Annotated in this window: 22 protein-coding genes and 1 pseudogene; 15 read left to right on the top strand and 8 right to left on the bottom strand. The window is 61.2% G+C overall.

Annotation, left to right across the window (positions count from 1 at the left end; translation table 11 throughout):
• Positions 1 to 30 precede the first annotated feature (30 nt).
• Positions 31 to 399: an Mpo1-like protein gene (locus AC1DZE_RS00225; protein WP_477667915.1), complete on the bottom strand. Its 369-nt coding sequence runs from the start codon at positions 397 to 399 to the stop codon at positions 31 to 33.
• Positions 400 to 561: 162 nt separating this feature from the next.
• On the opposite strand from AC1DZE_RS00225, the gene AC1DZE_RS00220 reads away from it, so the two are divergent.
• Positions 562 to 936 (top strand): thioredoxin family protein, encoded by a 375-nt coding sequence (locus AC1DZE_RS00220; RefSeq protein ID WP_477667914.1) that lies wholly within the window; start codon positions 562 to 564, stop codon positions 934 to 936.
• On the opposite strand, the gene AC1DZE_RS00215 is transcribed toward AC1DZE_RS00220, so the two are convergent.
• Genes AC1DZE_RS00215 through AC1DZE_RS00205 form a run of 3 tightly spaced genes read right to left on the bottom strand, consistent with a single transcriptional unit; the run spans position 929 to position 4,341 of the window.
• Entirely contained in the window at positions 929 to 2,221 is a 1,293-nt protein-coding gene (locus tag AC1DZE_RS00215; protein WP_477667913.1) for a cytochrome P450, read from the bottom strand. The two genes, AC1DZE_RS00220 and AC1DZE_RS00215, sit on opposite strands and share 8 nt — an antisense overlap.
• Entirely contained in the window at positions 2,218 to 3,024 is an 807-nt protein-coding gene (locus tag AC1DZE_RS00210; protein WP_477667912.1) for an alpha/beta fold hydrolase, read from the bottom strand. Before AC1DZE_RS00210 ends, AC1DZE_RS00215 begins: the two co-directional genes overlap by 4 nt.
• A 3-nt stretch (positions 3,025 to 3,027) precedes the next feature.
• A complete protein-coding gene (locus AC1DZE_RS00205) occupies positions 3,028 to 4,341 on the bottom strand; it encodes an O-acetylhomoserine aminocarboxypropyltransferase (RefSeq protein WP_477667911.1) in 1,314 nt (437 codons plus the stop codon).
• A gap of 171 nt (positions 4,342 to 4,512) precedes the next feature.
• Here AC1DZE_RS00205 and AC1DZE_RS00200 point away from each other — a divergent pair, with 171 nt between their 5' ends.
• The 4 genes from AC1DZE_RS00200 to AC1DZE_RS00185 all read left to right on the top strand — a co-directional run bounded on the left by AC1DZE_RS00200 (position 4,513) and on the right by AC1DZE_RS00185 (position 7,243).
• Positions 4,513 to 4,968 (top strand): CBS domain-containing protein, encoded by a 456-nt coding sequence (locus AC1DZE_RS00200; RefSeq protein WP_457280097.1) that lies wholly within the window; start codon positions 4,513 to 4,515, stop codon positions 4,966 to 4,968.
• Between the two features lie 150 nt (positions 4,969 to 5,118).
• Positions 5,119 to 6,333, top strand: coding sequence for an MFS transporter (locus tag AC1DZE_RS00195; protein WP_477699661.1), 1,215 nt, complete (start codon positions 5,119 to 5,121; stop codon positions 6,331 to 6,333).
• Between the two features lie 36 nt (positions 6,334 to 6,369).
• The gene (locus AC1DZE_RS00190; RefSeq protein WP_477667909.1) at positions 6,370 to 6,819 is read left to right on the top strand and encodes a hypothetical protein; all 450 of its coding nucleotides are present in this window, start codon (positions 6,370 to 6,372) and stop codon (positions 6,817 to 6,819) included.
• Between the two features lie 31 nt (positions 6,820 to 6,850).
• Positions 6,851 to 7,243 (top strand): hypothetical protein, encoded by a 393-nt coding sequence (locus AC1DZE_RS00185; protein ID WP_477667908.1) that lies wholly within the window; start codon positions 6,851 to 6,853, stop codon positions 7,241 to 7,243.
• Positions 7,244 to 7,357: 114 nt separating this feature from the next.
• Here AC1DZE_RS00185 and AC1DZE_RS00180 read toward each other — a convergent pair whose 3' ends face one another.
• Positions 7,358 to 8,578: a polyhydroxyalkanoate depolymerase gene (locus AC1DZE_RS00180; RefSeq protein WP_477667907.1), complete on the bottom strand. Its 1,221-nt coding sequence runs from the start codon at positions 8,576 to 8,578 to the stop codon at positions 7,358 to 7,360.
• 169 nt (positions 8,579 to 8,747) lie between these two features.
• Here AC1DZE_RS00180 and AC1DZE_RS00175 point away from each other — a divergent pair, with 169 nt between their 5' ends.
• Positions 8,748 to 9,404 carry a glutathione S-transferase gene (locus AC1DZE_RS00175; protein ID WP_477667906.1) on the top strand — a complete coding sequence of 219 codons (657 nt, stop codon included), beginning with the start codon at positions 8,748 to 8,750 and terminating at the stop codon, positions 9,402 to 9,404.
• Positions 9,405 to 9,630: 226 nt separating this feature from the next.
• Here AC1DZE_RS00175 and AC1DZE_RS00170 read toward each other — a convergent pair whose 3' ends face one another.
• On the bottom strand, positions 9,631 to 10,053 hold the full coding sequence (locus tag AC1DZE_RS00170) for a cupin domain-containing protein (RefSeq protein WP_092130677.1): 423 nt from the start codon (positions 10,051 to 10,053) through the stop codon (positions 9,631 to 9,633).
• 305 nt (positions 10,054 to 10,358) lie between these two features.
• Between AC1DZE_RS00170 and AC1DZE_RS00165 the strand changes: the two genes are divergently transcribed.
• The 3 genes from AC1DZE_RS00165 to aroC all read left to right on the top strand — a co-directional run bounded on the left by AC1DZE_RS00165 (position 10,359) and on the right by aroC (position 12,652).
• A complete protein-coding gene (locus AC1DZE_RS00165) occupies positions 10,359 to 10,805 on the top strand; it encodes a hypothetical protein (RefSeq protein ID WP_477667905.1) in 447 nt (148 codons plus the stop codon).
• Between the two features lie 33 nt (positions 10,806 to 10,838).
• Positions 10,839 to 11,441, top strand: coding sequence for a hypothetical protein (locus AC1DZE_RS00160; RefSeq protein ID WP_477667904.1), 603 nt, complete (start codon positions 10,839 to 10,841; stop codon positions 11,439 to 11,441).
• Between the two features lie 113 nt (positions 11,442 to 11,554).
• Positions 11,555 to 12,652, top strand: coding sequence for a chorismate synthase (aroC, locus tag AC1DZE_RS00155; protein ID WP_477667903.1), 1,098 nt, complete (start codon positions 11,555 to 11,557; stop codon positions 12,650 to 12,652).
• A 142-nt stretch (positions 12,653 to 12,794) separates the two neighbouring features.
• Here the strand turns inward: aroC and AC1DZE_RS00150 are convergent, their stop codons facing one another.
• Positions 12,795 to 13,679 (bottom strand): DMT family transporter, encoded by an 885-nt coding sequence (locus AC1DZE_RS00150; protein WP_477667902.1) that lies wholly within the window; start codon positions 13,677 to 13,679, stop codon positions 12,795 to 12,797.
• Positions 13,680 to 13,822: 143 nt separating this feature from the next.
• Between AC1DZE_RS00150 and AC1DZE_RS00145 the strand changes: the two are divergent.
• Positions 13,823 to 13,981: pseudogene (locus tag AC1DZE_RS00145) on the top strand (short-chain dehydrogenase); the annotation flags it as partial.
• A gap of 208 nt (positions 13,982 to 14,189) precedes the next feature.
• Here AC1DZE_RS00145 and AC1DZE_RS00140 read toward each other — a convergent pair.
• Positions 14,190 to 15,002, bottom strand: a complete 813-nt coding sequence (locus AC1DZE_RS00140) for an IclR family transcriptional regulator domain-containing protein (RefSeq protein ID WP_477667901.1) — start codon at positions 15,000 to 15,002, stop codon at positions 14,190 to 14,192.
• 193 nt (positions 15,003 to 15,195) lie between these two features.
• Between AC1DZE_RS00140 and AC1DZE_RS00135 the strand changes: the two genes are divergently transcribed.
• From AC1DZE_RS00135 to AC1DZE_RS00115, 5 genes are all read left to right on the top strand, one after another.
• Positions 15,196 to 16,164 carry a shikimate dehydrogenase family protein gene (locus AC1DZE_RS00135; protein ID WP_477667900.1) on the top strand — a complete coding sequence of 323 codons (969 nt, stop codon included), beginning with the start codon at positions 15,196 to 15,198 and terminating at the stop codon, positions 16,162 to 16,164.
• 27 nt (positions 16,165 to 16,191) lie between these two features.
• The gene (locus AC1DZE_RS00130; RefSeq protein ID WP_477667899.1) at positions 16,192 to 17,406 is read left to right on the top strand and encodes an ABC transporter substrate-binding protein; all 1,215 of its coding nucleotides are present in this window, start codon (positions 16,192 to 16,194) and stop codon (positions 17,404 to 17,406) included.
• Positions 17,407 to 17,523: 117 nt separating this feature from the next.
• Complete coding sequence (locus AC1DZE_RS00125; protein ID WP_457280111.1) at positions 17,524 to 18,399, top strand: branched-chain amino acid ABC transporter permease; 876 nt, start codon at positions 17,524 to 17,526, stop codon at positions 18,397 to 18,399.
• Positions 18,396 to 19,403 (top strand): branched-chain amino acid ABC transporter permease, encoded by a 1,008-nt coding sequence (locus tag AC1DZE_RS00120; protein ID WP_457280112.1) that lies wholly within the window; start codon positions 18,396 to 18,398, stop codon positions 19,401 to 19,403. The genes AC1DZE_RS00125 and AC1DZE_RS00120 overlap by 4 nt, the downstream gene beginning before the upstream one ends.
• On the top strand, positions 19,400 to 20,158 hold the full coding sequence (locus AC1DZE_RS00115; RefSeq protein ID WP_457280113.1) for an ABC transporter ATP-binding protein: 759 nt from the start codon (positions 19,400 to 19,402) through the stop codon (positions 20,156 to 20,158). Before AC1DZE_RS00120 ends, AC1DZE_RS00115 begins: the two co-directional genes overlap by 4 nt.
• Positions 20,159 to 20,165: the final 7 nt, after the last annotated feature.

The following is a 20,165-nucleotide window of genomic DNA, read 5'->3' as shown; positions in this document are numbered from 1 at the left end:
TGGGGGCCAAGGCCACGCAGGGAAACGGGCTCAGGTGCCTTTGATGCGCCGCAAGGCCTGGAGCCACATGTCGCGGTACATGACCCAGTCTCCCATGAAGCTGTAGAGTGGCCGCTTGAACGAGGCGGGCCGGTTCTTCTCGAATCCGAAATGCCCGATCCATGCAAAGCCGTAGCCGCACAGCAGGCCGGCCAGCAGCCACCACGGATTGCGGGTCATCAGCAGCGCTGCCAGGCAGAGCAGCGTGAGGCTTGAGCCTGCAAAGTGCAGGCGGCGGCAGGTCGCGTTGCGGTGCTCGCCCAGGTAGAAGGGGTAAAAATCCGCGAAAGACGCAAAGCTGCGGGGATCAACGGGTGTCGTGACGCCGGTTTCGGCCGCATCGGGGCTGATGGCATTCATGGGTTTGTCTCCTGCGCCGGATATCCGGTGGTGCTCCTTATTTTGCGGCGCTGGCCATAATAGTCAATCCATGGCCACCCGGCCCCTGCATCCTTTATGCACTCTTGCGTCTGCATGCCATCTGCTTTGCTTCCAGAGATTCCCCACAGCGAACCACCGGTAATGGCCGCTCCCACGCGCTGGGTGATTTGCCTCTGCGCGGACTGGTGCGGCCTTTGCCGCGACTACGGCGCCGTCTTCTCGGAAATGGCCTTGCGCTATCCGGAAAGCCGGTTTGTCTGGCTGGACATTGAAGATGAAGCCGCGTTGGTCGGCGACCTGGAAGTGGAGACCTTTCCCACGCTGCTGATTGCTGATGCGGGCGGCACGCGCTTTCTGGGTCCCCTGACGCCGCATGCGCAAACCCTTTCCCGCCTGCTGGAGTCGCTGGAGCAGACCGACGTCAGGCCCGTGCCCCATTTGCCATCCACACAGGCGCTGTTGCAGGCGCTGGAAGCGGCGCCGCACCGTGTGGGCGCGCAACGCCAGGTCAGGTAGCCGTCGTTGAAAACGGCGCCTTCAGAAAACCCCTGAAGCGCGCACGGCCGCCGCGTGTGGGGCTGGTGGTCAGGCGGTAGTGCGGAAAGCGCTGAAGAAACCGGCCAATGGCAATGCGGCCTTCAAGCCGCGCCAGGCTAAGCCCGGCACACTGGTGAATGCCGAAGCCGAAGGCCAGGTGGCGGTTGTCCTGGCGTGCCAGGTCCAGATGTTCGGGGTTGGAAAACTGTGCCGGGTCGCGGTTCGCGGCCCCAATGCATAGCGTCAGCAACGCGCCTTCGGGCAAGTCCACACCGCCCACCTGGCAGGCCTTGAGCGCGCGGCGGTTGCCCAGCTGGTTGGACGGCTCAAAACGCAGGAATTCATCGATTTCAACAGTTAAATCGGCCTCTAGCCCTTTATCGATGTGCGCGAGCAGCTCTGATTTTGATAGCAACTGTTGCTTCGCCTGCGGCCATTCCTGCAGCAGTACCAAGGCATTGCCGATCAGATTGGTCGTGGTTTCGTGGCCGGCGTTCAGGATGAACACGCAGTTTTGCAGCAATTCGGTTTCGCTGAGTCTTTCACCCGACACTTCTTCGCCGATCAGCCGTGTCAGCACATCGTGTTCCGGGTCACCCGGGTGTTTGCGCCGGTCCGCCACCAGGTCCTTGAGGTAGCCCGTGAAGTCCCGCACGCTGCCATTGCCCAGGGCTTCCTGTTCGGGCGTCAATTTGGGCTCCAGCGCGCCGAGTATGGCCAGCGACCAGGCGCGAAGCGGCGCCCGGTCGGCATGCGGCACGCCCAGCAGGTTGCCGATGATCTCCACCGGGATCGCCGAAGCAAAATCCTCAATCAAATCACCACCGCCCCGGCGCTCGATCGCATTCAGCAAGCTATCGACCAGCGTGATGAGCCCGGGCTCCATATCAGCAATGGCGCGCCGCGTGAGGGCGCCCATGATGAGTTTGCGAACGCGCGTGTGAAGCGGCGGGTCGTTGAACACCAGGCTGGTGGTGTGGTGTTCAAACAGGGCCGAGCCCGCTCCGTATTTGGGCCCGAACTCCACCTTCTTGTCCGAGCTGAAGGTCTGCGCGTCGCGGTACACCGCCACCAGGTCGGCATAACGCGTGAGGAACCAGGAACCGTCCGGCATGCGCTTGACGGGCTCGGTTTCGCGCAGCAGCGCATACACCGGATAGGGGTTGGCGTAAAAATCCGGCGGCAAGGCGCGCAGGTCGAAGCTGGCGGCGATTTCCTGCGCACGCTGCTGCGTCATCGCCGGCGTGGCCGTCAGCACGCTCATGGCTTGATGAAATCCTTCAGCGCAAACAAGACTCCTTCGGGTGCTTCGGTCATCATCTGGTGGCCGGCCTGCAGCATCACCGTCCTGGCATTTTTGGCTTTGGTCTGCAGCGGCGCCGCCATTTTTGGCAAGGTCATGGAATCGTTTTTGCCCAGGATGAACAGCACCGGGCACTGTACTTTTTCAATGGCCGCTTCGCCGCCGGTGTAGTCGTCGCAGGCCTTGAAGCCGCGGTGGAACAGGTTGACTTTGGTATTGCTGGCCAGCACCCGTTTCATGAGCGCCTTCGACCCCCCATACAGCCAGGTGCCCGGGCCCAGCGACGAGGGCGGCGGCGCCAGCATGGAATGCGAGAAAGTGTTGACCATTTCGATGGCCTTCATCGGCTGGTTCAGTGCGTTGTCCAGCAGCGCGGGCGAAACCTTCATCGGCGCGGCGGTTCCCAGCAGCGCCAGGTGCGTCACCCTGTGCGATGCAGTGGACGCCGCGTGCAGCGCCGTGAGGGAGCCAAAGCTGTGGCCCACCAGTGAGGCGCTCTTGATGCCGGCTGCACCGAGCAGCGCGATGATGAAGGCCGCCGCTTCTTCGACCGACTGCGGCGGCTCACCTTCGCTTTTGCAATGGCCGGGCAAGTCGGGTGCCAGCACGTTGAAGCCGTGGTGCGCGAAGTAGCGGGTCTGCAGTATCCAGATGCTGTGGTCGTTGAGCACACCGTGGATAAACACGACAGTGGGTTTGGCCGCATCGAAAGGTTTGCCGCCGGTGTAGCAATAGGTTTTGTGGCCGTTGACGTCGAGGTACATGCTTTAAGCCCCCGCTTTCACGGCGGCTTTTTCTGCCGCCTTGAGGGCGCGCTTGAGGTCGTCCAGCAGGTCGTCCGGGTCTTCCAGGCCAATCGACAGGCGGATCGTGCCTTGTGTGATGCCGCCGGCCGCCAGTGCTTCGTCGCTCATGCGGAAATGCGTGGTGCTGGCTGGGTGGATCACCAGGCTGCGGCAGTCGCCAACGTTGGCCAGGTGGCTAAAGACTTTCAGCGCCTCGATGAAGGCCTTGCCCTGTTCGCGGTTGCCCTTGATGTCGAAGCTGAACACCGAACCGGCGCCGCGCGGCAGCAGCTTTTTGGCCAGCGCGTGGCTGGGGTGCGATTCGAGCATGGGGTGGCCCACACGCGACACCAGCGGGTGGCTGGCAAGAAAATGCACCACCTTCTCGGTGTTGCCCATGTGCCGCGCCATGCGCAACGGCAGGGTTTCAATGCCCTGCAAAATCAGCCAGGCCGTGTGCGGGCTCATGCAGGCGCCGAAGTCTCGCAGGCCCTCACGCCGCGCGCGCAGCAGGAAGGCGCCCACGGTGCTTTCCTCGCTGAACACCATGTTGTGAAAGCCTTCGTACGCTTCGGTCAGTTCGGCAAATTTTCCGGACTTTTCCCAGTCGAAACTGCCGCCGTCCACCACCACGCCGCCAATGACCGTGCCGTGGCCGCTCAGGAACTTGGTGGCCGAGTGGTAGACCAGGTCGGCGCCGTGGTCAAAGGGCTTGATGAGCCAGGGGGAGGTGAGGGTGGAGTCCACCAGCAGCGGCACGCCGGCGTCATGGGCGATGCTCGAGACCGCTTCGATGTCCAGCACATCGAGGCCCGGGTTGCCCACGGTTTCACCGAAGAAAAGTCTGGTGTTGGGCCGCACGGCAGCGCGCCAGCCATCCAGGTCGCCGGGCTTGACGAAGGTGGTGTCGATGCCGAAACGGCGCAAGGTGTAGTGCAGCAGGTTCTGGCTGCCGCCATACAGCGCGGTGCTGGCCACGATGTGCGAACCGGCGCCCATCAAGGTGGCAATCGCCAGGTGCAACGCCGCCTGCCCGCTGGACGTGGCGATCGCGCCTATGCCGCCTTCCAGGGCCGACACGCGTTGCTCCAGCACCGCATTGGTCGGGTTGCTGATGCGCGAATAGACGTGGCCCGCACGTTCGAGGTTGAAGAGGCTGGCCGCGTGGTCGCTGGATTCGAAGACGAAAGAAGTCGTCAGGTGAATCGGCACGGCACGCGCGCCGGTGGTGGGGTCGGGCGCGGCGCCGGCGTGCAACGCCAGGGTGTCGAAGCCGGGGTCTGAGTAACCGGGCATGGGTTTGTCTCCAGTCAGAAAAAAGTGGCGGTGCGCCGGGCAATCGCAGGAGCCCGAACAGATTCTTGCAACCTGCCGTTTGATTGTGGGCTATATTTAAACTGAATTCCCTGTTGCCGCGCTGTGGTGGGACAATGAGGGCCGGCAAGCAGCACAACCGAGGAGATGGCCATGAAGGTTCTAGACATACTGCGCGTGAAGGGCAACACGCTTTACACCGTCCAGCCTGACGAACCCCTTGCCAAGGCGGCCCAGATCATGGCCGAAAAAGACATCGGCTCACTGGTCGTCATGGAGCACGGTGACCTGGTCGGCATGCTGACATTTCGCGAAGTGATTGTCTGCATCGTCAAAAACGGCGGCGAGATCGGCAGCACGCTGGTGCGTACCGCCATGGACGACCACCCGCTCACCTGCACGTCGGAGACCGAACTCGACGAAGTCCGCCGCATGATGCTGGAACGCCACGCGCGTTACATGCCCGTGATGAACCAGAAAGTCATGATGGGCGTCATCAGCCTCTACGACGTCGCCAAGGCCGTGGTGGACAGCCAGAACTTCGAAAACAAGATGCTCAAGGCCTACATCCGCGACTGGCCGGAGGAAGACGGCGCCGACCGCAGCTGAATATGAGGGGTACGGGCTTGACGGCGTTCTTTGCATAAAAGATGCCGCCAGCCCAATCAGCCCAATCAGCCCAATCAGGAGGAGCGCAAGGCGCTATCAAAATAATAGCCAGATACGCAAGGTATCTGGCCTGCTTTGCGGAGCAAGGCGATGGGAGCAGGGGTGCGCGACAACGCCAACAACGCCAACGGCCAGCTGTTTTATAGCTCCCTCTTCCTTTCCAGGCTTGCCGACCAGATACTGCTCTTCCTGGTTCCTCTGGTGGTTTTCGAAATCACGGGCAGCGTGGCCTGGTCCGGTATCGCCTTCACGGTAGAAACGCTCCCCCGCTTCCTGGCTTTTCCCGTGTGTGGCGCGCTGTGCGACCGGGTTTCGCCTCTCAAGCTTTTGCGCATCAGCCAGCTCTACCGCGCGCTCGTGTGCATCGGCGGGGCGGCCGCTTTTCAGTGGCTGGGCGGCATCGGCTGGCTGATTGCCCTGTCGGCGGTCTGCGGTGTGTTGACCACGCAGGGCCTGATGGCCCGCGAGGTCATGCTGCCGCAGATATTCAGGCAGCACCGCTTTGAAAAAGTGCTGGCCCATGCGCAGATTGCCGACCAGCTCGGCATGGTGCTGGGGCCCGTGCTGGCGTCAGTGCTGTTGCGCTGGATGCCATGGCCCGCGGTGGTGGCAGCTACCGCGGCGCTCTTTCTGCTGGCCGACGGCGCCGTGACCTTGTGGCACCGGAAGAACCCGGTTGAGCTGGCCGCGCCCGAGACCGCCCCGGACCATTGGCTGCTGCCCATCCGCACCGCGTTTTCGCAGGTGCTGCACCTGCCGGGCCTGAAAAAAGTGATTGCGCTGGCAGCCGGCGTCAACCTGGTTATCGGCGTGACGCTCGCCACCTCGGCTGCGATGGTGACCGGGCTGCTGCAGCGCTCTGCGGGCGATTACGCGTTGCTGCAAACGGCCGGCGCTATTGCCACCGTCATCATCCTGCTGTTCATCGCCCGCACCGTGCTGCCCTTGCGCACCCTGGGCCTGGTGTCATACAGCGTGATGTTGGCCGGCGGCCTGCTCACGGGGCTGGCTGGCAACTTCTGGATGTACATCGCCGGTTTCTTGCTGGTGATCGGCTTTGACAAAATGTTCAACGTCTACATCCGCAGCCTGCGTCAGAAGATCATTCCACCGAGAGACCTCGGCAAGACCACTGGCGTGATTGTGATGCTCAACAATTTGTCGCAGCCGCTGGCGGGGATGCTGGTGGGGGTGTTTGCAGGGGTGATGGAGGGGCGTGGAGTGATTTTGGGATTGGTGGGCGCGATGGGTTTGATTGGGGCTCTGGTGGCATGGACGGAGCGGAGCGATGGCACGCGCGCATGAACACGGCTGTGCCTTTATCTTAAATATCAGGTTTGTATGAACGTAACTTCTTGCACCGAATGGGAAATCGAGTTGAACGAGGTGGATTCCACAGTGTCGTCGCTGAAAGCGCTCGTTGAACAATTAGCGCTTGCAGAGCGGTTGCCGCAAGGGCGCCTGGCGCTCAGCGCGGATGCTGGCCCGCGCCCGCTGTGGCAGCGCATTCTGGGTGCACGGCGATGGGTAGATATCTTTTTTGCGGTGGAGTGGTACGGCGAATATGCCAGTCTCATCTTTCTCGATGAAAACGGTAGCGAATACCGCGCTCTGGATCACGTAGCGCCTGTTTCGCCGTCTGAGGAAGTACGGACCAAGATCGCCCATGGTGAGATACGGCCTCACCTCATTGAAGAGTGCATGGGTAAAGACCGTGCATTCACGGCCATCAGGGAATTTCTGCAGTCGGGCGAGCGCCCTGCATGGCTGAGGTATCGCTATGTGCGGTGAGTTGCCTCCTCAAGCGTCAGGGGCCGTTGACATGGTGAAGAAATACTACGTCTGGGAAATCATCTCGTATGCATGGACCGAGATCGGAATCGAGGACACCGAATGCCGGCAACTTGTGCTGAAAGGCAATATCTCGGCGGATGACCTCAAGCTCGTCGATCGAATCATCTTCAGGGATGTCTGCGCCTCGTTTGCTTTCGACACCTTCCTGATTTTTCCGCTCATGCTGTGGATGATCATGCCTGACTGGGGATATGAAGAGAAGTACCTCAAGAAGCGTATGGAGCGTTGGTACGCCCGTCCGTATTGGCTTCACTTTCTGAACCCGATGCGATGCCTGGGCTATCCGCTTGCTGTGCTCATGGCGCTCAAGTACCGATCGATGCTGCGCAGAGTTGTGTTGAATGGGCACGATGGCGTCTAGGCAGAGCATCGGACTCTGCCGGCAAGCGCTCGCACACGATTCGACGTGGTGCTATTAATTCAGGAGCTGCTTGCGCCCGATTCCATTGGACTGGAGGCCGATTTTGTATGAATTTCAGCCCATGCTCGAGTGAATCATCTCCCGGACCCGCGGGTAGATTTGCTGATTCCACTTGCGTCCGCTGAACACCCCATAGTGCCCCACGCCGGTCTGCACATGGTGGGTTTTCATGTAGGGCCGGATGCCGGTGCACAGATCCTGCGCCGCTACCGTTTGCCCTACGGCGCAGATGTCGTCGCGTTCCCCTTCAACCGTCATGAGTGCCGTGCGGCGAATGGCAGCAGGTTTGACGAGACGGCCGCGATAGCTGAGCTTGCCCAGCGGCAGATCGTAGGTCTGGAAGACTTTTTCGACCGTTTCGAGATAGAACTCGGCTGGTAAATCGTTCACGGCCAGGTACTCGTCGTAAAACACGCGGATGATATTGGCCTTTTCCACATCACCGTCCACGAGGTGCTGGTACATGTCCTGGAAGGATTTTTTGTGCCGGTCCAGGTTCATGCTCAGAAAAGCGCTGAGCTGCACAAAACCGGGATACACGCGGCGCATGTAGCCGGCGTGCGGAAGCGGCACATGGCTGATCAGGTTTTTCTCGAACCACTCAATCGGCTGGCTGGTGGCCAGTGTGTTGACGCCTGTCGGGTTCACGCGGCAGTCCACCGGGCCGGCCATCAGGGTCAGGCTGCGTGGCTGGGCCGGGTCGTCGTCTTCAGCCATGATGGCGGTAGCCGCCAGTGCCGCCACGCAGGGCTGGCACACCGCCACCACATGGGTGCCGGGGCCAATAGCCTGGGTGAAGCGGATCATGTGGTCGATGTAGTCGTCCAGCGCAAACGGGCCGTGCCTTAGGGACACATCGCGCGCGTTGTGCCAGTCGGTGATGTACACGTCGTGGTCTTGCAGCAGGGTGCGCACGGTTTCGCGCAGCAGCGTGGCAAAGTGACCCGACAGCGGCGCTACCAGCAGCACCGGCGGCTGGAAGGGCAGGCCTGCGGGTGTTTCCTTGCGAAAGCGCAGCAGGGTGCCAAAGGGCATGGACAGAACGGTTTCTTCCGTCACGGCAAGTTCGCGCTCGCCCACCTTCACCGAGCTGATGCCGTAGGCCGGCCGGGTATGCGTCAGCCGCAGGCGTGAAAACACCTCCATGGACGCCGAAATCTTGCGGAGCAGGCTGCCTTCGGTTTTACCCAGCCAGAATGCCGCGCTACCGCCTTGGGCGAACAGGCGAAACGGCGACAGCAGGTCGGACTGGGTTTGGTAGGCCTGGTAAAGCATGGTTGTCCTGACATGAATCGGAATTCGTTGTCTCTTTGTCTCTGCCAGTCCATGCAGGCAAGTTACGGGCCAGTCGGAGCCGAAAAATGCAGGCTGGCATAAGCCTTGCGGGAGTTCATGCACCCATCCTGCTAGCCAGCAGGGCCTTTCCGGTTCAAGGAGCATGTGCATGGCCAAAGCCATCCTGACGATCAGCAGCAAGAACTACGGAGCGTGGGCTCTGCGCGGCTGGCTGCTGGCGAAGTTCGCGGGGCTGGAATTCACCGAAAAAGTGATTTCACCGGATGACCCGGCGATGAAAGCCGAAATGCTGCTGCTTTCGTCCAGCATGCTGGTGCCGTCGCTGCAGCACGGCAACGTCAAGGTGTGGGACACCCTGGCGATTGCCGAATACCTCAATGAAATCAAGCCTAAAGCCCAGTTGCTGCCCGCGGACATCAAGGTGCGGGCGCATTGCCGTGCGGTGTGCGGTGAGATGCATTCAGGCTTTGCCTCCATGCGCGCTGCGCTGCCGATGAACATCAAGGCCCATTTTTCGGGCTTCAAGGTCTGGTCCCGCGCGCAGGCCGACATCGACCGCGTGCTGGAAATCTGGAAGGAATGCCTGGCCACCTATGGCGGCCCCTATCTGTTCGGCAAGCAGCTGTCGGTGGCCGATGCCATGTATGCGCCGGTGGTTACCCGGTTTCTCACTTACGACGTGCCGCTGGACAAGGCTTGCACGGCGTATTGCAAGCGGGTGATGGAGTTGCCGGCTATGAAGGAGTGGGTGGCTGAGGCTCGGAAGGAGCCGGATGACATTGATGAGTTGGATGCAGAATTTTGAACACCCCCGTCCAGGCTCACTGCGTGTAGCCTGTTCCCCCCTTGCAGGGGGCGGCGCCKGGGGCCGGCGAAGCCGGACCCGCGGCCCCCACTGGTGAAATACCCCCGCTACATACGCCCTGAAATCTTCAAGCCAGCATGAGCCGCGGGACTGGCTTTGCCAGACCGCAGGCGGGCGGCCCCCTCGGGGGGCAGGGAGCTACACGAAGTGAGCGACCGTGGGGGCGCTATTTCCAGGGGGTAGGTGGCGGAATTTCGCAGACCGGGTCTACGTCTATGGATTTGAAGTCCGCTGGCCCGACGATTTCCAGGTATTCCATGTCGGGTGAGTAGTCGAACAGGAAATGCTTGATGCCTGGTCGCTGGTGCACCACGTCACCGGCCTCGACCAGGGTTTCCTTGTCTTCGTACATAAAGCGGGCCCAGCCCTTGGTCATGATGACGATCTGGAAATCTGCCTCATGACGGTGCCATCCCGTGCCTGTTTCTGGTGCCATATTGGCCTTCACAAGGTGCGCGATGACTTTGCCGTTGGTCGCGTCGGCAATGCCGAGGTCACGGTACAGGAAAAAGTCGCGCAAACCACCGGAGACAAACTGCGTGTCGCCAGGCTTGACATGGGAAAACTTGGTCGCGGTGCGGTCCAGCATGGGGTGCTCCTGTTCAATCAAGACATCCAACTCGGGATTGGTGCGGTGCAGCAAGCATGAAGTGTTCCAGAGTGTGTGCGGCGTGGGCTACACCGCTGGCTGCACAGCCAGGGCGACAAAGAGGGGCCTTTGCAAAGCTATAGTTCAGGAACGTCTAAACCTCCACCCATCCGACTCAAAGGCGTTTGACATGTGGCCCAAGCTCATTCGTTTCCTCAAGGGGGAGCGGAGACCTGACCCTTTCTTCAAGCGAGGGCCGGGCTTGACCGGTTTTGTTGACACTTTCACCTTAGAAGACACTGTCCATGCGTCCATCGTTGAAGACCCGAAAGCCCATTGACCAACTCAAGCCGGAAGACCTCATCGCTTTTCCCATCTGGGAGTTCGCAAGCGACGAGGAAGGGGATGAAGAGCAGGACGAAACCTGGGTTCGTCCTCATCCGGCGAAGATGATGGGCCCGGACCTTTACGACCTGTCCGTTGCTGCTGATTTCCTTGCTTCCTCGGGCCAGATGTTCACCGGCTTTGTTGGCGTGACCACGGCTGGCGATCTCGAGTTTGGGCATGGGGTGCTGCTGCATGAAAACGACCACATCTTCGTTCCCTCGGCCGAGTACCCGCAGGCAAAAAAGGAACGCAAGGCGGTTGCGGCCGCGCTGCGCATGAAAGAGTCTCAGGTTTTCCCGCTCAAGTTCACATTACGTGTTCTTCTGCAGGGCGAAGTTGCACCGCGCCGTGGTGAGTTCGCGTAGTCGCAGTGCGGCAAGCAACAAAACGTTCGCATCATGTCTGTTCTGGATCGACCATTCTTCAATCTGTCTGTGATCAAGGCACCGGTGGCCGAGGTTGCCCAGGCGTTTGATCGCTATCCGCCAATGCGGGTTCATGGCAGCCCAACCTCGTTTGTCTTGCCAGAACAGCCGTACACGGAAGACAAAGGCGCGCCGCCGCTCATTCTGTGGTCACCGGCTAACGCACCTGGGCTAACGGTTTTTATGCCTCACCTGTCTGCGGGAGATGGTTACGTACCAGCTTACGCGCAGTCGACGTTTCGCTTTGATGTAATTTCAATTCGAAGTACCGCTGATGATTGCCGGAAGGACGCCGTGAATGAATTTTCTGCTTATTCCCAAGGCGCTTTGTTGCGCTTTGTCCGTGTAATGAGTGACAACCCAGGTTGGGACTTCTATCAAAAGGGAGATCCTTTGTCCTTCGAAAACCTGGAAAAGTATCAGTTGCGATTAAAGCGGAAACGATTGCAGCGAGGCGATGTGCTTGCCTGCGTTGAATCCTGGGGAGCTCCAATCACATCGGCAATGTTCTGGCGCAGCGACTTTTCCGCTGTTACCTTCTTGCCGAAAGGGCCGGCCCCTTCGGCATTGGTCTGACATGACCACGAGAAACCAGCGCTACGCACACGCCGGGTTTGTCCGGGCTTGTCAACGGCGGGCCTGAATCAGGCTGTCCGTGCCCCCTCAGCCCCCTCTGGGATAATCCCCCCATGAGCGGAAATACCTTCGGAACCCTATTCGCAGTCACCAACTTCGGTGAATCCCACGGCCCGGCCATTGGCTGCGTGATTGACGGCTGCCCGCCCGGCATGGACTTGAGTGAGGCCGACATCCAGGGCGACCTGGACCGCCGCCGGCCAGGCACCAGCCGGCATGTGACCCAGCGCAATGAGCCCGACGCTGTCGAGATCCTCTCCGGCGTGTACGAGGGCAAGACCACGGGCACCCCCATCTGCCTCCTGATCAGGAACACCGACCAGCGCAGCAAGGACTACGGCAACATCCTGGAAACCTTCCGCCCAGGCCATGCCGACTACACCTACCTGCACAAATACGGCCGGCGCGACCCGCGCGGCGGTGGCCGTGCCTCCGCCCGCCTGACGGCGCCCATGGTGGCAGCCGGCGCGGTGGCCAAGAAGTGGCTGGCTGAAAAATACGGCACCACCTTTCGCGGCTGCATGACGCAGATCGGCGACATCGCGATTCCGTTTGAATCGTGGGAACACGTGCCGGGCAACCCGTTCTTCGCGCCGGTCGCCGACGTCTCGAAACTGGAAGACTACATGGACGCGCTGCGCAAGGCGGGCGACTCCTGCGGCGCGCGCATTCGTGTCACAGCATCCAAGGTGCCGGTGGGCCTGGGCGATCCGCTCTTTGACAAGCTGGACGCTGACATCGCTTTCGCCATGATGGGCATCAACGCCGTCAAGGGCGTTGAAATTGGCGCCGGCTTTGCCAGCGTCACGCAGCGCGGCACCGCGCACGGCGACGGTCTGTCGCCTGAGGGCTTTCAGTCGAACAACGCCGGCGGTGTACTGGGTGGCATCAGCACGGGGCAAGACCTGGAGGTGTCCATCGCCATCAAGCCGACGAGCTCGATCATCACGCCGCGCCAGTCGATCGACACCGCAGGCAACCCCGCCGAGGTGGTGACGAAGGGCCGGCACGACCCTTGTGTCGGCATTCGCGCCACGCCGATTGCCGAGGCCATGCTGGCCCTGGTGGTAATGGAGCATGCGCTGCGCCAGCGTGCGCAGAATGCGGATGTGGTGGTCGCCACGCCCAACATCATGCGAAACCGAAAATAAATCTGCTGCGCGGCCCGATCTCGCATCTGCGGTCCTCACCGTACGGGTGGGTGTACGGCTCCGGTCCTCGACACGACCTCGGGCTGCTCGGGCCGCTCGCCACGATTTCTTTACGACTTCGCGCCGGTGCGTGCCTTAAGCTTTATGGCTCAGGTGGCGCAGCCCGAAACGGGTTAAAACCCGTGATCAGCGCGGTGGCCGATAACACCAGGATGCAACCGGGCAACATGCTGATCGTCACCGGCTCCCCCAGAAACAGCCCGCCCCAGGTCACGCCGAACAGCGGAATCATGAAGGCCGCCGACGTGGTGGCGCTGGCCGGAATCTCGCGCATCAGCCGCATGCTGATCCAGTACATAAACCCGGAAGTAAACGTGCCCAGCACCGTAACGGCAGCCACGGCGCCCGGCGTCAGAACAGCCGAGGGTGCGGCGATTCCGCCCGGTATGAGCAGGATCAGGGCCGCGGCCACATGCACCACCGCTGACGAAGGCAGCGGCGAATAGGCCATGGTGGCACGTTTCATGAGGATGGCGCCGAAGCCGTAGCTGGCCGACGCGGCGACGCAGGCCAACGCCGCCAGCACGACCCGGGGCGTGACGGCGACGGGCCCCAGTTGCACCAGCAGCGCGACGCCGGCAAAGCCGACCGCGCAGCCGAGCAGGCGGATGCGGGTGAGTTTTTCCTCGCCGGCCAGCGCGGCGGCCATCACGCCGAAGAGCGGCACCGTGGCATTGAGCACCGCCGAATAGCCCGACGGGATGACCAGCGCGGCCCAGTTGTACAGCACAAAGGGAACCACCACCGACAGCATGCTCAGCAGCGCCAGCCGGGGCCACGCCTCGCGCGGCGGCCATTGGCCGCGCAGCCTGCTCATCAGCAGACCCAGCACGATTGCGGCCAGGACGCAGCGGGTGGCCGCTACCACCCACGGCCCCAGGGCAGGGCTGGCGATACGCAGCAGGGGAAATGATGCGCCCCAGAGGGCGGACATCGCGATGAGCTGGAGGAAGTGTCGGGTTTGCATCAAACGCCGCTCGGGCGGCAACAAAAGCGGCAATGGAAAAGATGGCTGCCTTGATTGTGCAAGATTCGGCCCGACGCTGCAGCGGCCGCAAGGCATGGCTGGGGCGAAGGCGCGAATCTTTCCTACACCGCGCCAGGCGCGGGCCACTCGTCATCAAGGACTTCGGCAGGAAGACCGACATGAGGCGGCCGGTGCAACCTGAGGAGTTGTCGCCTGCTTATGTATTTCTGGCTTCTCCTGTTTGTTCCAGTTATGTCACGGGGATTGTTTTACCGTTGACGGGGAGTGTTGGGGTGGTTTGATTCATTAGTGAAAATGGCTTTTGACTAATAGGGATAAGCGCGGGCAGCTATTGAATTGATAGCGAATCTTGAGGCTGGATCTTGCTCCGGCTTGGGCGTTCTCTACTGAGAGCGGCTGGCCGGGCAACCCCCGGCCAGCCACCCTCAGCAAAGCGCGCATCGCCAGAGCAAGAACCCGCCAGAGCAAGAACCGCCCTGGCAGATGCACTCAAATCAGGTTTCTCATCGCCTGCGCCGTCTCCCGCAACACCGACAAAACCCGTCCCCCCGCATCCTCACTCGACTCATGCCCCATGGGCATGGTCACGCTGAGCGCCCCGGCCACTTCCCCGTGCCGGTCCCGCAGCGGTACGGCAATACCGCGGTAATTGAGTTCCAGCTGCTGCTCGGAAATCGCCCATCCTTGTGCCCGCACGCGCGCCAGTTCGATCCGCAGGCGGTCCTTGCTGGCGATTGTGTATGAGGTGTAGGCCTTGAGCTCGTGGTTGGCCAGCCAGGTTTCCAGCCAGGCGGGGTCGCGCATCGACAGCATTAAAAGGCCCGCAGCCGTGACCTGGGCCTGCACGCGTGAGCCCAGCACGTAGCCGGTGTTCATGGCGCGGCTGGAGCCGTTGCGGGCGATATAGACGATGTCGTCTCCGTCCATCACGCTCACGTACGCGCTCTCCTGGGTGCCGGCGGTCACGCGCTGCAAAAAGGGTTGCACGATGCGCGGCAGGCGGGCCGACTCCAGGTAGGACTGGCCCAGGCGAAGCACCCGCGGCGTCAGCCAGAAGAGCTTGCCGTCGCCGGCGACATACCCCAGGTGCTCCAGCGTCAGCAAATAGCGGCGGGCGGCCGTGCGTGTCATGCCGCAGCGCGCGCCGGCCTGGCTGGCGGTCAGGCGTGGGTTGGCGTCGTCAAAACATTCGATGACGGACAGGCCTTTTTCCAGCCCGGCAATCCAGTCGCGCTTGTCCAGCGTGGAAGGGCTGGGGGCCTGCAATGTAGAGGGTGAAATGGGGAGTTTGGCCGCAGTCATTTGCTGAAGTATTCACAAGAGGGTTTCAACGCAGGCATAGGTCAAACCCTTGTTTCGTTCGATCATCGATCTTTATTGAGCGATCATCGATCAATTTGGTGATAAACCTGTTGGGATTCCTGAGGCTAGCTACTAAAGTTCACACCAAATCTGGCAGTTTCAATCGATTATCGAACGTTTTAGGCAATCCAGCATGTTTTCCACCATTCAGGGCAATACCGACGTGTATCTGATCCCCGGCGATCCGGTCGGGCAGGTGCGTGCGCCGGAGGTGTTCAACCTGATCTTCAAGACGCTGGGTATTGATGCTGTCCTTGTCCCGGTGCATGTGGCCGCCGGGGACATCCAGGCTTTTGTGAAAGCCGCTTTCCTGGCCAGGAACGTCAAAGGCATGTTGCTGACCATCCCGCACAAGGCAGAAGTGATGAGCCTGCTTTCGCATTGCAATGACGCGGGCCGGGTAGCCGGTGCGGTGAATGGCATTCGCCGTAACGCAGCCGGTGAACTGGAAGGTGCCTTGTTTGATGGCAAAGGGTTTGTCCTGTCGCTGGACTATTTCGGTGTGGCCTACGCCGGCAAGCGCGTGTTGATACTGGGCGCAGGCGGCGCGGCAGCCGCGATTACCGCTTCACTCGCGATGGCGGGAAACCAGTCGCCGGCCGCCATTTCGCTGTATGACCCGGCGCCCGGCAAGGCGCAGGTGCTGGCCGACCAGATTACCGCCGCTATGCCGCTGTCAAACGCAAGCATCGCGGCTGTGAGCAGCGGTGACCCTTCGGGCCATGACGTGGTGGTGAATGCCTCACCGCTGGGGCTCAGGGCCGATGATCCCCTGCCGTGCGATGTCTCCCGCATGGCGCCGCATGCGGCCGTCATGGACATCCTCATGAAGAACCAGCCGACGCCGCTGGTTCGCGCTGCCCGCGAGCGCGGCCTGACCGCACAGCCCGGATTTGAGATGCTGATCCAGCAGGTGCCGGACTACCTGGATTTTTTTGGGCATGCCGCAGCGGCGCAGGCCGTTCGCCGCGATGCCACTTTTATCCGTGGGCATTTGTACCCCGCCACGATGGCCGGTGAAATCAGGCGCCCCTTCCAGACCACACCATCTGACAGTGTTCCCATCCCAGGAGTCGGGGAAGCACGACTCGCATCACCTTGATTTTTTAACCCCCCAGAGGAGACAACCATGAAAAAACGATTCGCTCTCAAATTGATAGCTGCTTGCGCGCTTGCAGTAAGTGCCAGCGCTGGTTTTGCGCAAGACGTCATCAAGATCGCCAACATTGTCGAGCTGTCCGGCGGCGGCGCCACGGCAGGCACCAACTTCAAGAACGGCGTGGAGCTGGCCGTCAGGGAAATCAATGCCAACGGCGGCATCCTGGGGAAGAAAATCCAGACAACCACCGCTGATACGCAAAGCAATGCGGGCGTGGCCAAGGGGCTGACGCAAAAGGCCATCGATGACGACGCGTTTGCCATCTTTGGTCCGGTGTTCTCCGGCTCCATCATGGTCAGCATGGCCGAATCACGGCGCGCCGAGGTGCCCAACTTCACCGGGGGCGAGGCAGCCAGCATCACCGAGCAGGGCAACCCTTACGTGTTTCGCACCAGTTTCACGCAAGCCACTGCCATGCCCAAGGTGGCACGCTACATCAGTGACCAGGCCAAACTCAAAAGCATTGCCGTCATTTATGTGAACAACGATTTCGGCAAGGGCGGCATGGACTCGATCAGAAAAGCCCTCGCCAATTCGCCGACCAAAATCCTGAGCGAGATCTCCACCGAACCGGGCCAGGTCGACTTCTCCGCCGCGGTGCTGCGTGCCAAGCAAAGCAATGCAGACGGCGTGTTCGCCTATTCGAACGAAGAAGAGTCGGCACGCTTGCTGCGCGAGCTGCGCAAGCAGGGCTGGAACAAGCCCATCATCGGCGAAACCACCCTGACAGGCCAGAAAGTCATTGAGCTGGCCGGTGAGGCTGCCAACGGCGCGATTGCCCACGTGGGCTTGACGGTGGATGCGCCGGTGCCCGCCATCCGCGCTTTCAAAGCGAAGTTTGAGAAGGACTACAAGTACATCTCCGATCACAACGGCATGAAGGGCTACTCCGGTGTCTACGTGCTCAAGGCCGCCATCGAAAAAGCCGGCAAGCTGGACCGCAAGGCCGTGGCTGCGGCCATGAAGGGCTTGAAGGTCAACACCGACAAATATCCCGGCGCGCTGATGTACACCGAGTTCGACAACAAGGGCGACCTCGACCGCATGAGCTTCATGGTGGAAGTCAAAAACGGCAAGCAGGAAGTCATTGACATGGTTCCCCCGCTTGGCCTGGCCACCCGGGACGTGAGCAAGACCCTTCCTTTGGCACCTGCTGCTGCGGCCAAGCCAGCCGCGAAGAAGTAACTGAGTAACTGCAACCTCGGCCGGCCATGCGGGGCCGGCCGCTCATGGGGCAGGGCGCAAGCCCTTCCCATTGAGAACTCCGCTGAATACAACCGACTTTCTCCATCGGACCTTCCCATGACAGACTTTCTCCAACTCTTTTTCTCGGGCCTGGCCACCGGCAGCATTTATGCGCTGGCGGCCCTGGGCTTTACCTTGCTGTGGCAGGCCTCGGGAACGATCAACTTTGCGCAGGGTGAATTTGTCATGCTGCCGGCCTTCATGATGCTGGCCTTCATTTCGCTGGGCGCACCCATGCTGGTGAGCTTTGTGCTGGCGGTGCTGCTGGCCGTGTTGCTGCTGGGCTGGGTCTTCAAGCGGGGGGTGGTGGATCCGCTCTTCAAGTACGGCATGATGCCCATCGTCGTGGCGACCATCGGGCTTTCCATTGCCCTGCGCAATGGCGTGCGCGCCGGCTACAGCGCCGAAGCCCATCCTTTTCCGAGTCTCTTTGCCGACAAGCTGTTCAACATCGCCGGCGTCACGATAACGCTTCAGGACATCGGCACTTTTGCGCTGGCCCTGATCATCGTGATGGCGACACAGGCTTTCCTGGCCAAAACCGTCACGGGCCGTGCCATGCAGGCCGTGGCACAAAACACCGAAAGCGCTTCGGTACTGGGCATCAATGTGCCGCGCATGATTTTCTACACCTTCGCCATCAATGCCGTGCTGGCGGTGGCGGCGGCCCTGCTCGTTACGCCCACTTACCTCGCCAAGTTCGACATGGGCGAAGGCCTGGGTACCAAGGCTTTTTTTGCCGCCATCATCGGCGGTTTCAACAACTCGCGCGGCGCCTTGCTGGGCGGGCTGATTGTGGGGGTGTGCGAGAACCTGGCCGCTGCCTATATTTCTCCGGCCTACAAGGACGCCGTGGCGCTGGTTATTTTCATGGTGGTGATTCTCTTCAAGCCACAAGGCCTGCTGGGTAAAAAAGAGGAGCGCAAGGTATGAAGCTCGCCAACAACAAATTTGCCCTGGTATTGACGGTTCTGGCCGCTTTGCTGGTACTGGCGGTGCCGCAGTTCCTGAAGAGCTACGGCATCTACCTGCTGACCTACTGGCTGGTTTTTATCATTGCCACCATGGGACTGAACCTGACCATTGGCTACGCGGGCCAGAAATCGCTGGGCCACGCGGCCTTCTTCGGTATTGGCGCCTACACCGTCGCCATCCTGATGAAGGCGGGTGTCAGCTTCTGGCTTGGTTTGCCGGCTGCCGCACTGATCTGTTTTGCCGTCGGGCTGATCCTGGGTTTCCCGGCGCTGCGCGTGCAAGCCATTTACCTGGCATTCGCAACGCTGGGTTTTAACACCGCCATCTGGCTGGTCATGCGCAATGAAGAGTGGCTCACCGGAGGCACCTTTGGCATCAACAACATTGCACGGCCGTCCCTCTTCGGGTATTCGCTCGAAGGCAACCTGCCTTACTACTACTTTGTACTGGCCGTGACGGTCATCCTTTCGGGCCTGCTGTGGGGGTTGCTGCGCTCACCCTGGGGCAAGGCTTTCACGGCCTTGCGCGACAACCCGATACGGGCCGAGAGCCTGGGGGTGGACATCCGCAACTACACGCTGCTGAGTTTTGCCATTGGCGCGGCTTACGCCGGCATCGCCGGTGCGCTGTTTGCATCGCTGGTGCAGTTCATCGAGCCGGGGCCGTTTACGGTGGCCGCGTCCATCATGATGTATCTGATGGTGGTGGTCGGCGGTGCGGGTTATTTCCTGGGCCCCATCGTGGGCGCCGCCGTGGGGGTGGTGCTGCCGGAGTGGCTGCGCGATGTGCCGCTGGTGTCCAACTGGTATTTGCCGATGTTCGGCGCTGCGGTGGTGCTGTTGATGGTGTGGCTGCCCGATGGGTTGCTCAGCATTCCTGACCGTATACGGGCCAAGCGCGCAGCGCGTGAGGCGTCCCAGGCACGTGCGGCTGCAGCCAGCCGGATCGGAGCGGCATCATGACAAACGCGTTGTTAAAAGTTGCCGGGCTCAAAAAGGCCTATGGCGCCATTCAGGCTGTGGGCGGGGTCTCCTTTGAAGTCATGCCGGGGGAAATCTTTGGTGTCATCGGACCCAATGGCTCGGGTAAAACCACCATGTTCAACAGCGTGTTGGGCCAGATCAGCCCCGATGCCGGCACGATCGAACTCAACGGTAAAACCATCACCGGCCTGTCGCCGCTGGAGCTCAGCCGGCGTGGCGTGGGCCGCACCTTTCAGACCCTTCAGGTGTTCGGAAAGATGACGGTGCGCGACAACCTGATCGTGGCGGCCCAGGAGCACAAGGGCAGCCTGCTCGGCCGCATGTTCGCGCCTGGCGACTCGGGGTTGGGCGACAAGGCGGATGCGCTCATCGACCAGTTCCGCATCCGCCATGTGGCTGACAAGCTCGCCGGTACCTTGAGCTATGGCCAGCAAAAGCTGGTGGACATCGCCATGGCTTTTATGGCCGAACCGGACCTGGTGCTGCTCGACGAGCCGTGCGCGGGCGTCAATCCCAGCCTGGTGGGCGGCATCTCGTCGCTGCTCCGGGATCTGAACCAGAACCCCAAATTTGGCCGCAAGGCTTCGTTTGTGGTGATCGAGCACAACATGGATTTTGTGATGGGCCTGTGCCACCGCATCATGGTGATGGTCGAAGGCAAGGTGCTGGCCATTGGTACGCCGGCGGAGATCCGGGCCAATAAAGAGGTATTGGACGCCTATTTAGGGAACTAACCCCCTG

The organism is Polaromonas sp. P1_F1 (genome assembly GCF_056405795.1).
Note: the sequence above shows the minus strand (reverse complement) of the source record. Positions and strands in the feature narration are given on the sequence as shown.